This window comes from Oceaniovalibus sp. ACAM 378 (assembly GCF_008085915.1).
GTDB lineage: Bacteria > Pseudomonadota > Alphaproteobacteria > Rhodobacterales > Rhodobacteraceae > Oceaniglobus.
Map to the genome: position 1 here is coordinate 79,809 of NZ_VSJK01000003.1, position 12,587 is coordinate 92,395.

The window sequence follows — 12,587 nt, forward strand, 5'->3', positions numbered from 1 at the left end:
AGCTAAGGTGAAGGTAATATGCGCGTATTCGTGGCATCGCTGGCGACTGAAACGAACACTTTTTCACCGCTTTACGTGGATCGCAGTGCCTTTGAGGGTGCATTGTATTGCCCGCCCGGCACGCATCCTGAAACGCCGACACTTTGCTCGGGGCCGATGATCGCGGCGCGTGAGGCGGCAAAGCGGGATGGTTTCACCCTGATTGAAGGCACGGCGACATGGGCCGAGCCTGCCGGCCCGGTGGCGCGACAGGCCTATGAAAGCCTGCGTGACGAAATTCTGGACCAGATCCGGGCGGCGATGCCGCTGGATGTCGTATTGTTCGGATTGCACGGGGCGATGGTGGCTGTCGGGTATGACGATTGCGAAGGCGATCTGATGGTCTGTGCGCGTAAAATCGTCGGGCCGGGGTGTGTGATCGGCGCCGAACTGGACATGCATTGCCACCTGAGCGACCAGATGGTGCAGTCGGGCGATGTGATCGTCGCGTTCAAAGAGTTCCCGCACACCGACTTTCTGGCCCGGGCGCGCGACATGACCGATTTGTGCCTGCGTGCGGCGCGAGGCGAGGTGAAGCCGGTGATGCATGTCTTCGACACGCGCTCGCTCTGCGCCTTCATGACCAGCCGGGAGCCCGGGCGGAGTTTCGTGGATCGGCTTTTGGCGATGGAGGGCAAGGATGGCATCCTGTCGATTTCCATTGCCCACGGATTCAGCGCCGCCGATGTTTATGACATGGGAACCAAGGTGTTGGTGATCTCGGACGGTCCGTCAGACAAGGGGCCGGCGCTGGCCGAAACTCTGGCGCAGGAAATCATGGGCTGGCCGGGTGGCGGTTCTGCGCCGCATCTCAAACCCGACGAAGCCATCGCTGCCGCTTTGGCCATTGCCGGGCAGCCGGTGGTGCTGGCCGATCGTTGGGACAATCCGGGCGGCGGTGTTGCCGGGGATGCCACGGTGATGGTGACAGCGCTGCTGGCGCATCCCGAGATTCCATCTGCCATCGGTGCGATGTGGGATCCGATCGCGGTGTCTTTCTGTCGCGCGGCGGGGCCGGGGGCCGAGATCGACCTGCGGTTCTGTGGCAAAGCGGCGTCCACATCCGGCCCACCCATCGATGCGAAGGTCACGGTGCGGGCGGTCAGTGACGATCTGATCATCCCGTTCGAGCAGAGCCTTGTGTCGCTCGGGCCTGCGGCGGCGGTGAGTGTCGGCAATCTCGATGTGGTGCTGTCGAGCACGCGCGCCCAGACCTTCAGCCCCGAAGCCTTCAGCAAACTGGGGATCGACCTGTCGCAAAAGAAGATCGTGGTGGTGAAGTCGTCAAACCACTTTCACGCGGCCTTTCACCCGGTTGCCGCCGAAATCCTGTATCTCAACACCGGCGGGCCATTTCCATACGATATCCGCAAACAGACCTTTACCAAGCTGCGCCGCCCCTTCGCTCCGCTGGATTCACAACCATGAACATGATGAAGGATACCCTGCCGGGAATGACCCTTGGGCCATTGGACGACACAATGATCGATCCGTTGACCAAGGGGATGCCTCCGGGTGTCGGTGCGATGCGGCTGGGCGATATCGGCGCACAGGGCTGGAACATGCTGCGCGGCGATCTGCCGTTTCCGATCGCGGTGATCCGCGACGATCGCTTGCGCGCCAACAGCGCCTGGATGCGCGATTTTACCGCCGCCAACGGGTTGGAACTGGCGCCGCACGGCAAGACGACGATGGCGCCGCATCTGTATGATCTGCAAATTTCCGATGGTGCCTGGGGCATCACGCTGGCGACCGCGCAACAGGTTCTGGTTGCCCACCGATTTGGTGTCGGGCGTGTGGTTCTGGCAAACCAGCCGATTGGGCGGCAGAATATTGATGCCTGTTTTTCGGTGCTGCACGGGACGGATCGGATCGAACTCTACTGTCTTGCCGACAGTATCGAAGGTGTCGTCGCACTGGCCGAGGGGGCCACGCGCAATCCGCCCCCTGAGGGAAATCCTCTGCGCGTGTTGGTCGAGGTTGGCTTTGTTGGCGGACGAACGGGCGTACGCAGTGGTGCCGCTGCGCTCGAGCTGGCGCGGGCCATCGCCGCGGCACCCGGTCTGGCCTTTGCGGGGATTGAGTGTTTCGAGGGTGTCGCCCCCGATCCCGACGCCGCCGCCGCATTGGTGGATGATATCGTGGCCGCCGGACATGCGGTCTTGGCGGCGGGATTGCTGCCGGATGGCGCGCCTCTGGTGCTCAGCGCCGGGGGGTCGGCGTTCTTTGACCGGGTCGGCGAACGTCTGAACGCCGCCGGGTTTGCTCGGCCTGTCGTCTCTGTGCTGCGTTCGGGCTGCTATCTGACCCATGATGTCATGGGCTATGCCCGCGCGTTCGAGCGGATCCAGCGCGAAACATCGCTGGTCCTGCCCGAGGGCGGGTTGGAGCCGGCGTTGGAGGTCTGGGCGCTCGTCCAGTCGCGCCCCGACGCCGACAAGGTGATCCTGACCATGGGCAAGCGCGACGTGGGAAGCGATGCGGGCCTGCCGAAACCAATGTGGTTGTACCGGGATGACGGCACCATGTCGGGCCCTGAGGCGATGCCCGAAGGTCACGAGGTTCAGGCGCTGAACGATCAACACTGCCACATGACTGTGCCGCCCGACAGCACGTTGCGGGTCGGAGATATGGTGGGGTTTGGCATCGGCCATCCCTGCACGACTTTTGACAAGTGGAAACTGCTGATGATCGTCGATGACGACTACACAGTTACCAAAGCGATCATGACCTTTTTCTGAAGGTCGCCAATGAATACGAAACGGAGAACAGACATGCGCATCGCGCTGATACACGTCGCCCAGGAAACCAATGATTTCAATCCAAAGCCCACGACGATGGAGGATTACCGCGCCTTCGGCATCCTCGCAGGGCAGGAGATGATCGAGAAACAGGGCAAACACGGCATGACCGGCGGTTATCTGGAGGCGGTGCAGGAGTCCGGGCTGGAGGTCGAGACGATTCCTATCGTGCGGGGCTTTGCCGTGGCGGGCGGGCGTCTGGACCGTGAATCCTTTGAGTATTTTCAGCAGTGCATCCGCGATGGGTTGAAAGATGCAGGCAAGATCGACGGCCTGATGTTGCAGCTTCACGGGGCTTGCGCTGCAGAGGGGATCGACGATGTCGAGGGTGAGCAGGCAGAACTGTGTCGCAAGATCCTCGGCCCAGATGTGCCCATCGTTCTGGCGATGGATCACCATGGCAATATCACCACGAAACTCATGGCGAACGTCGATGGCATCGTCGGCCACCGCACCCAACCCCACGATCTGCACGACACCGGAAAACTGGGTGGCGAGATGATCCTGAAGGTCGTGGCGGGCGGGGCGAAACCGGTGATGGCCTGGCGCAAGATCCCGCTGGTGTCGCATCAGGAACAGTTTCTGACGTCCAAGGGGCCGATGAAAGACTGGTTCGACAAGGCCCGCGCAGTGGAAAGCGATCCGCGCGTGTTGCAGGTGTCGAATTTTCCGATGCAACCCTGGCTGGACGTGGCTGAAGGTGGCTGGTCCACGGTGGTGGTGACCGACGGTGACCGGGATCTGGCCCAAAAGCTGGCCGAGGAAATGGCCGAACATGTCTGGGCGTTGCGCGATGCCTTTCAGGAGCGCGAGGCGGTGCCGGTGGACGAGGCCGTGCGCATGGCCGACGCCGAACCCAAGGGCGTGGTTGTGATCAGCGACACCGGGGATACGGTATTCGGTGGCTCGTCCGGCGACAGCAATCTGATCCTCGAGTCCATGCTGCGCCAGAACATCAAGGGCCGCGCGCTGATCCCGATGATCTCGAAATCCGCCGTGGCCGAATTGGCGCAGGCGGGCGAGGGGGCCGAGGTAACGATAAAGCTGGGCGGCTGCACCGCGCCTGCATTCTTCACTCCGCTGGAGGTGACGGGCAAGGTGCGCAAGATCGCCGATGGCAGCAAGGTCGTGGTCAAATTCTATTCGCATCAGGACCAGATCAACATGGGTCGCGTGGTGATCTTTGATGTCGGGCCGGTCACTTTGATGATTTCCGAATTGCGCGGCGTCGCAGGCAACCTGCCCGAAGTCTACCGCTTCTTCGGGATCGAGCCGGAAGAATATAAGATCGCCGTGCTGAAAACCGCGTCGAATTTCCAGTTTTTCGAGCCGATCACGTCGCGCCTGATCCGGGCCGACACCGCAGGGCCGGGGCAATCCGACGTCTTTACCCTGCCGTGGAAACGCCTGCCGCGCCCGATCTATCCGTTGGACAAGGTCGATGACTGGCACGCGGCGCACCCTGCAAACAAACGATAACAACCAAGAAACCAATGGGAGAGAGAATATGACACAGAACAGTTTTCGTCCTTCGCGGCGCACCGTCCTTGCGGGCGTGGGTGCTGCAGCGCTTGGTGCCGGAACCATCGGCTTGCCACAATTCGCGATGGCGCAGGATCTGAAAGGCGGCACGCTGCGCGTTGGCCTGCCTTTCGACATGACGAATTATGACCCGATGCAATTCTCGACGGTCAACTTCTTCATGATCAAAAACCTCTATGACAGTCTGATAGAATACGACGAAAACGGCGAGGCGATGCCCAGTCTCGCCACCGAATGGACGGTTGCAGATGACAACAAATCGGTGACAGTCAAGCTGCGCGATGACGTCAAATTCCACAGCGGCAACGCCTTTGATGCCGATTCCGTCGTGGCGACGCTGGAAAAGGCGACCGATCCCGAAAGGGGCAAGAACGTCTTTTCCACCATGTCCATCGTCAAGGACTGGAGCGCGGGTGACGCCCATACTATAACGATCAATTTCAACGAACCGGTGCCGACAAAGCAGATCCTCGACCTGTTGCAGTTCCTGTTGCCGATCGACAAGGCGGGGATCGACACCGTGGAAACCGTGCCTGCGGGCACCGGCCCGTTCATGCTGGACAACCGCAAGGTCGGACAGAGCATCACGTTGAAGCGCAATCCCGATTACTGGCGCGCGGACCAGCCGATCCTTGATGGAATCGACTTTACCGTGTTCTCGGAAGATGCCGCAACCGCATCGGCGCTGGAATCGGGTTCGATCGACCTGATCTATGGCGGCAGCTCGCGCACGGCGGTGCGTCTGCGCGATGCCGGGTATCAGGTGCTTCAGGGCCCCGGCAAACTGGTTCAGGTGTTCCGGATCAATTCCACCAGAGGGCCATTCCAGAACAAGAAGTTCCGTCAGGCGTTCAATCATCTGATGAACCGTCCCGCGATCCTGAAGATCGGCTATGCAGGTCTGGGCGAAGGAACTGCGCTGCCATGGGCCCCTGCCAGCCCGGCCTTTGATCCGTCCTATGATGCGAATTACGCCTATGACGTCGACAAGGCCAAGGCGTTGCTGGCGGAATCTGGTCTGTCACCAGAGGAAATGACCGATTGGAAACTTCTGGTCTATGGCTCGGAACAGGGCGTTGTTGCGATCAGCCAGATCGTCCAAAGCTCACTTGAGGAAGCGGGGCTGAAGATCGAATTGGACGTGCGGGAAGGCGCCGAGTTCATCGACGCCCTGCTGTCAGGCGACTTTGCGGCGACCTTTGGCGGGGTCGGCAACGTGCAGAAGTTCCCGTCGCGGGTGGCCACCAACAGTATCTATCGCACGGTGGACAACCCGGTCTTCGGCAACCCGCATCCCCACCCCGCCTATGTCGAGGCGATCAAGCAGGTCGACACCAGCTTTGGCGCGGACGTTCAGCCGGCTTATGACAATCTGAACGCGGTTCTGGTGGACGAAGCCTTTGCGATCCCGACCAACTCCTATGAGACGGGTCTGATCGTTGCAGATCCCAAGCTGGGTGGTTTCACGCTCGATATCGACAATCTGCTGGTCGGTCGTACCATTGGATTCAAATGACCGAACCGGTCCTGAAAGTCAGGGATCTCACGGTCGACTTCCCCGGCACCCCTGATCGGGTGCCGGTGGTGCGCGGCGTGAGCTTTGATGTGCACGCCAACGAGGTTCTGTGCATCGTCGGCGAATCCGGTTCGGGCAAAAGTGTCACCGCATTGGCGATCACCGGCCTGCTGCCTGCTTCGGCGCGGGTCGGCGGGGCGGTGCGGGTCAAGGACACCGATGTGATCGGCGCCGATGCCGAAGTCCTGCGTCGAATGCGCGGGCGGGATGTGGGGTTCGTGTTTCAGGATCCTTCGACCACGCTAAACCCTGTCCTGCCCGTGGGGCGGCAGATGACAGAAGGACAGGTCGCACTGGGCCTGTTGGCCAAGCGCGATGCGGCGGCGCGGGCCGTTGAACTGTTGCGCGAAGTGGATGTGGCCAACCCCGAAGGACGGGTTGGCCAATATCCCCACGAATTTTCCGGCGGCATGCGGCAACGCGCCGTCATCGGCATGGCCATGGCCGGACGGCCCGGATTGATCATCGCGGATGAGCCGACAACGGCGCTGGACGTGACGGTGCAGGCGCAGGTGCTGGGCGTGCTGGCCAAGCGTCAGAAAGACACTGGTGCGGCGGTCGTGCTGATCACCCATGATCTGGGTGTGGTGGCCGAAGTCGCCGACCGGGTGGCGGTGATGTATGGCGGGCGGATTGTGGAAACCGGGCAGGTGGATCAGATCTTTGCCCAGCCCCGCCATCCCTATACTGCCGCCTTGCTGCACAGTATTCCGCGTATGGATATGACAGATCGGCGGCTCGATCCGATTCCGGGGCAGCCGCCTTCGCCTGCCTCACTGCCCAAAGGTTGCGCATTTGAACCCCGGTGCAGTGTCGGAAACGGGCGGCCGAAATGCCTGTCCGAGGATCCGGCGCTGCGCATTGTCGATGATGCCAGCGCGTCGGCCTGCCACTATTGGCGGGACACCCCAACAGCCGCCGCCCCTGCTGAAGTGCGCGAGATTTCCCGTAACGTGCCGGATCAACCGCCGCTGCTGGAGATCCGCGATCTCAAGGTGCATTTCCCGGTGCGGCGCGGCATCCTGCAACGGGTGACCGGACATGTGCGCGCGGTCGAGGGTGTGAATCTGACCGTTCACGCGGGCGAAACCGTCAGCCTTGTGGGCGAATCCGGCTGCGGCAAGACAACAACCGGCAAGGCAGTGATGGGGCTGACCCGGGCGACGGCGGGCGACATCCTGCTGAACCAGCAGTCCATTCTTGGCCTGTCGGCATCCGGTATGCGCAACGCACGCCGCAATATGCAGTATATCTTTCAGGATCCGTTTTCCTCGCTCAACCCGGTCAAGACGGTCGAGGATATCGTCGCCGAACCGCTGCACATCCACGGCCTGTACGACGAGGCGGGCGGTGCGAAACGCATCGCCGAACTGTTCGATATGGTGGGGCTGTCACCGTCGATGTTCGGGCGCTATCCGGCAGAATTCTCGGGTGGGCAGAAACAGCGCATCGGCATTGCCCGAGCGTTGGTGCTGCAACCCCGGCTGTTGATCCTTGATGAACCCGTGGCGGCGCTGGACGTTTCGATCCAGGCGCAGATCCTGAACCTGCTGGAGGATCTGCAAAAAGAGTTGAATCTTGGGTATCTGTTCATCGCGCATAATCTCTCGGTGGTGCGCCATATCTCGGACCGGGTGGCCGTGATGTATCTGGGCCGGATCGTCGAGGAAAGCGACCGCGACACGCTGTATGATGCACCGGTGCATCCCTATACCCAAAGCCTGATGTCGGCGGCGCCGATCCCCGACCCGGTGGAGGGCCGCAGGCGGCAGAGGATCGTGCTGGAAGGCGAAGTGCCGGACCCCGCAGCGCCGCCGCCCGGGTGTGCCTTTGCACCCCGCTGCTTTCGCGCAACCGAGATCTGCCGCAGCGCGCCACCGCCGTTCGAGAGATACGGCAAAACCGAAAGCCGCGCGGCCTGTTACCATGCCGGGCCGTTGGAACAGGTTGAGCAAAAGGCGACCGGCACATGAAATATCTGCATGTCATCCTCTCAACACTGCATGCGCTTTTGCGCCAGACCGGAGCGGCGCTTGGCCTTGGGTTTCTGGCCTTGATCGTGCTGGTCGCGGTCTTTGCCGATCTGTTGCCGCTTGACCCTTTGGGGCAGGATTTCATCCGCTCGCTGGAAGGGCCGTCGCGCGATTACTGGTTCGGCACGGATGAACTGGGTCGCGACATCCTGAGCCGAGTGGTATTCGGCGCGCGCACCTCACTTGTCACGGCGGCGGGGGCTGTGGTGATTGCGGCGCTGATCGGAGTGCCCATGGGGCTGATCGGCGGATTTTTTGGTGGTTGGCGCGATGCGGCCTTGATGCGGATGGTCGATGTGATGATGGCGTTGCCCGCGATCCTGTTCGCCATGACTTTGATCGCGGTGTTCGGACGGTCTCAGGGGGCGGCTCTTTTGGCCGTGGGGATCACCGGGATTCCCGGTTTTGCACGGATCGTACGGGCGCAGGTGATGTCCCTGCGCAAACGCGATTTCGTCATCGCGGTCGAAGCGTTTGGCGGATCGGCGGGATATAACATGTTCCGCACGATCCTGCCCAATTCGCTCAGTCAGATTCTTGTGCAGGTTGTGGTGCTGTCCTCGGTCGCCATTCTGCTGGAAGCGGCGTTGGCTTTTCTTGGTGTCGGCGTACCACCACCGACGCCCAGTTGGGGCGAAATGCTGCGCACCGGCAAAACCTATCTGCACGAGGCGCCGTATTACGCGGTGCTGCCCGGAATCGTTCTGACGCTGACGATCCTGGCCTTTGATTCCATCGGTCGCGGATTGTCGCGCCTGATCGAAAATCCGGGCGAAACCGCAATGCAGGGAACGCTGAAATGATCGCATTCATTGGTCGCCGTATCCTTCAACTGATCCCGGTGCTGTTGATCGCCTCGATCGGGATCTGGGCGATGCTTTTTGCCGTACCGGGCGGGCCCATCGGCGTGATTGTCGGTGAGAATGCGACACCGGAAACCATCGAGGCGGCCCGACGCGAATTCGGTCTGGATCGTCCCGTGGCGGTGCAATACGCTGATTGGCTGAGCCACGCGGTGCGCGGTGATCTGGGCACTTCGATCCACAGCCGAGAGCCGGTCTTCGATTTGATCATGGATCGCTTGCCCGCGACGCTGCAACTGGCCGCGGCCGCCACCATCGTGGCGCTTTTGCTGGGAATTCCGGTGGCGATGGTCAGCGCGATGTATCCGGGCGGCTGGCTGGACCGGGTGCTGAGCGGTTGGAGCGCGCTCGCCCTTGGCGTGCCGACATTCTGGCTCGGTATCCTGTTGATCCTATGGTTCGCGGTGGATCTTCGATGGCTGCCCTCCGCCTCGCGCCACTATGCGATATGGGAGGATCCGGCACAGGCGATGCGCAACCTGATCCTGCCCGCGATCACTTTGGGGGTCTATGTTTCGGGCGTGTTGGCTCGGTTCCTGCGCGCCTCGCTGGTCACCGAGATGAACGCCGATTACGTGCGCACTGCGCGCTCCAAGGGTCTGCCGGAACGCTCGATCATGCGTCGGCACGTCATGCCGAACGCGCTGTTACCGTTTATCACCATTGTCGGGTTGATGATGGCCAGTTTCATCGGTGGTGCCGTCGTGACCGAAGCGGTCTTTACCTATCCCGGGCTTGGGCGGCTGTTGATTCAGGCGATCAACACGCGGGATTATCCGTTGATTCAGGGCTGTATCGTCGTAATTCTGGTGATCTATATCTTCATCAACCTGACCGTCGATATTCTCTACGCCTATGTGGATCCGCGGATCGAGTACAGCTGAACAGGGTCCGGCGCCGCGTGGGCCCGTCCTCGCGATGAGTTGAATTCGGCCCGTCTGACGTCAGCATTCTTGTCCGATATCGGGATCTTTGGACCGCTGTCTGGGGTGCGCCCATCTTGAGGGTCGAGGGGATGCGGCGCCTGTCATCAGTGATGAATCTCGTCAGCGATGCACGGGCCGTCACAGGCGCGCTTTTGAGGTTGGGATTCGGGGTTAACCTGAAGGCGACCCGCAATCCGGCGGGATTTCGCGAAGCGATCAGTGAGGGTGCAGATCCGATTGGGGCAATACGAATAGCCCGTGCAACAGCGCCGATCAGGCCATGGCCGCTTGTGTTGTCGGTACATGCGCACCGCGCTCAGCACGTGCCGATCAGCGCCAAGAAGCTGAGCACCTGCATCTTCCCTCTGGCGGTGACACGGGCGAATGCGGGCAGGGCAACAAATCCGCCGCACTTGTCTGTATCAGTTTGATGCCCTCTGGACGAAGGGTCTGGTCTTGACCATCCTCGCCGGAATTAGAGTTCAAAACCGTCCGGTAACCCGAGAGGACTGAGATCATAGACCCAATCGAGCGTTTCCTTGCAGACCACGGTCTGCTTTTCCTGATCAACCTGCCTGAGCGGACGGATCGCCGCGCCGAATTCAACGCTCAGTTGGCCCGGATCGGGCTGTCGTTCGATCATCCGCGCATCCGTGTGTTTCCGGCGGTCCGTCCGGCCGAACTTGCAGGGTTCACGACTTTGGGCACGCGGGGGTGCTTTCTCAGTCACAAGTCCGTTCTTGAGCAGACACTTTCGGCTGGAGAGAGGTCGGTAATCATCTGCGAAGACGATCTCGATTTTGCTCCTGATTTCCTTTCCCGCCTGCCTGCAGTTCTCGACATCATGGGGCGCGAGGCATGGGACTTCTTTTATGCAGGTTACACCTCTGTCCAGATCGGCGACCTTGTCGGACCCGAGGCCAACATTTTCCGTCTGCCGCCCAACCATCCGGTTCTTTGCTCACATTTCTATATCATCCGGGGGCAGGCGATCGCCGATTTTCACGACTATCTGAGCGTGATCCTCTCACGCCCTGCGGGCCATCCGGATGGGGGGCCGATGCATTACGATGGTGCGATCAATCATTTCCGAGCCAGCCGACCCGATTTGGTGACGTTGGCGATCCTGCCGACGCTTGGTTCGCAGCGCTCCTCTCGGACGGATGTACACGCATTGCGCTGGTTCGACAGAACACCGCTTGTCCGCGATGCCGTGCAGTTTCTGCGCAAGGCTAAGCGACAGTAAACCCTCGATATGCAGTTCAATCGTCAACCCATGGGCGCGGCAGATCCGCCTGGCCGGATTTGTCACGGTGGCGGTAATCCTGAACCCAGGGCCGTCGGGATCAGCCTGACTTCGTGACCATGACCGTCGATTGCCGAGCCACGATCAAACCTGAGCAAGCGGGGTGGTGCAGGTCACACAGGCGGTCGTCCGGCAGGCACTTGTTGCCACCGATCGCAACCGGAGAGGCCCAGATGACCGACGACATGATGAACTTGCGGGGCGTCTTCGAGAAAATCCCTGACGCACACAGATCGGCTAGACGCTTTGTCACCCGGACATCGCGAAAAGAGTGAAACTTCGCAATCCGCTGGAAGAATGAGCTGTTACACACAGAAGCCCCGGGTGCAACGCTCACGATTCGACAAGGTGTTGAAAATAATTGCTTTTAGATATTGGTCGGGCTGAGAGGATTCGAACCTCCGACCCCCTGCTCCCGAAGCAGGTGCGCTACCAGGCTGCGCTACAGCCCGACCGTGCAGGGGGGTTACTGCTTTGTCCGACGTTTGGCAAGGGCCTGATATCCCGGTGGCATCATGTTTGCACGCTCACGCAGCAGGGCCGCGATACGTGGTGGCGAACCGGTCTCCCGGGGCGAACGGTTTTCCAGCACCGGGGTATTGCGCGACACACCGCCGATGGTTTCGCGCAGCACGATATACATCCCGCTTGCGATGATGATCGTGGCCCCGACCAGCGTCAGGTTGTCGGGAACCTCGTCGAAAAACAGCACGCCGAACCCTGCCGCCCACAGGATCTGGGAATATTGCATCGGCGCGACGATAGCGGCATCTCCGGCACGATAGGCGGCAATCGTGATCAATCCGGCGGTAAATCCGAGGGCCGAGATCATGCCGATCAGTCCCAGATGCTCCAGCGGCATCGGGCGATAGACGAAAGGCAGGATGCAGGCCATGACGACGAAGTTCGACACCATCGGATATAACATCAAAACCGCGCTGCGTTCATCCCGACCAATCTTTCGCACAACCACCGAGGCAGTTGCGCTGCCGACAGCCGCGGTCATTGCCGCAAAGTGGCCCAGCGAAAGCGGTTCCGAACCCGGGCGCAGCACCACGAAGACGCCCATCAGGCCGACGATAATGGCGGCCCAGCGGTGCACCCCTACCTTTTCGCCAAGAACCGGAATCGACAGGATCGTGATCAACATCGGCGACGCAAACAGGATCGCATAGGTCTGTGCCAGCGGCAGCGTCGAAAACGCATAGAAGGCGGAAAAACCGGTCAGCACCGATGCCAGCGTGCGCAGCGCGGTCCACCAAGGATGGACTGGCCGCAAGTTACCGCTGGTGGCATCGCGCATCAGCATCAGCGTGGCCAGTGGAAAACTGAACAGAACCGAGAAGAAGATGATCTGGAACGGGGCATAAAAGCCGCCCAGCACCTTGACCACGACATCATGGGTGGCAAAAATCCCAAAGGCCAACAGCGCCAGAAGCGCACCCTTGATATTGGATCTCGCCGAGTCGTTCATGCGTGCCGCCTTGCTCTGGCCCACTGT

General features: G+C 61.0%; 10 protein-coding genes and 1 tRNA gene. 8 read left to right on the forward strand and 3 right to left on the reverse strand.

Going from position 1 to position 12,587, the window contains the following annotated elements:
- Positions 1–18 precede the first annotated feature (18 nt).
- The 7 genes from FQ320_RS04405 to FQ320_RS04435 are packed head-to-tail and all read left to right on the forward strand — an operon-like array spanning position 19 to position 9,738.
- On the forward strand, positions 19–1,467 hold the full coding sequence (locus FQ320_RS04405) for a M81 family metallopeptidase (RefSeq protein WP_148470391.1): 1,449 nt from the start codon (positions 19–21) through the stop codon (positions 1,465–1,467).
- Positions 1,464–2,780, forward strand: a complete 1,317-nt coding sequence (locus FQ320_RS04410) for an alanine racemase (protein ID WP_222861572.1) — start codon at positions 1,464–1,466, stop codon at positions 2,778–2,780. Before FQ320_RS04405 ends, FQ320_RS04410 begins: the two co-directional genes overlap by 4 nt.
- 33 nt (positions 2,781–2,813) lie before the next feature.
- Positions 2,814–4,319 carry a M81 family metallopeptidase gene (locus FQ320_RS04415; RefSeq protein ID WP_148470392.1) on the forward strand — a complete coding sequence of 502 codons (1,506 nt, stop codon included), beginning with the start codon at positions 2,814–2,816 and terminating at the stop codon, positions 4,317–4,319.
- A 28-nt stretch (positions 4,320–4,347) separates the two neighbouring features.
- A complete protein-coding gene (locus FQ320_RS04420) occupies positions 4,348–5,898 on the forward strand; it encodes an ABC transporter substrate-binding protein (RefSeq protein WP_148470393.1) in 1,551 nt (516 codons plus the stop codon).
- Positions 5,895–7,931 (forward strand): ABC transporter ATP-binding protein, encoded by a 2,037-nt coding sequence (locus tag FQ320_RS04425; protein WP_148470394.1) that lies wholly within the window; start codon positions 5,895–5,897, stop codon positions 7,929–7,931. Before FQ320_RS04420 ends, FQ320_RS04425 begins: the two co-directional genes overlap by 4 nt.
- Positions 7,928–8,794: an ABC transporter permease gene (locus FQ320_RS04430; protein WP_148470395.1), complete on the forward strand. Its 867-nt coding sequence runs from the start codon at positions 7,928–7,930 to the stop codon at positions 8,792–8,794. Before FQ320_RS04425 ends, FQ320_RS04430 begins: the two co-directional genes overlap by 4 nt.
- Positions 8,791–9,738, forward strand: coding sequence for an ABC transporter permease (locus tag FQ320_RS04435; RefSeq protein ID WP_148470396.1), 948 nt, complete (start codon positions 8,791–8,793; stop codon positions 9,736–9,738). Before FQ320_RS04430 ends, FQ320_RS04435 begins: the two co-directional genes overlap by 4 nt.
- Before the next feature lie 517 nt (positions 9,739–10,255).
- On the opposite strand, the gene FQ320_RS26295 is transcribed toward FQ320_RS04435, so the two are convergent.
- Entirely contained in the window at positions 10,256–10,423 is a 168-nt protein-coding gene (locus FQ320_RS26295) for a hypothetical protein (protein WP_255509365.1), read from the reverse strand.
- Between FQ320_RS26295 and FQ320_RS04440 the strand changes: the two genes are divergently transcribed.
- Positions 10,394–11,026 (forward strand): glycosyltransferase family 25 protein, encoded by a 633-nt coding sequence (locus FQ320_RS04440; protein WP_255509366.1) that lies wholly within the window; start codon positions 10,394–10,396, stop codon positions 11,024–11,026. The genes FQ320_RS26295 and FQ320_RS04440 overlap by 30 nt on opposite strands.
- 435 nt (positions 11,027–11,461) lie before the next feature.
- On the opposite strand, the gene FQ320_RS04445 is transcribed toward FQ320_RS04440, so the two are convergent.
- Together FQ320_RS04445 and FQ320_RS04450 are read right to left on the reverse strand one after the other, a co-directional pair.
- A tRNA-Pro gene (locus FQ320_RS04445) sits at positions 11,462–11,538 on the reverse strand.
- Positions 11,539–11,552: 14 nt separating this feature from the next.
- Complete coding sequence (locus tag FQ320_RS04450) at positions 11,553–12,560, reverse strand: DMT family transporter (protein WP_148470398.1); 1,008 nt, start codon at positions 12,558–12,560, stop codon at positions 11,553–11,555.
- Positions 12,561–12,587 lie beyond the last annotated feature (27 nt).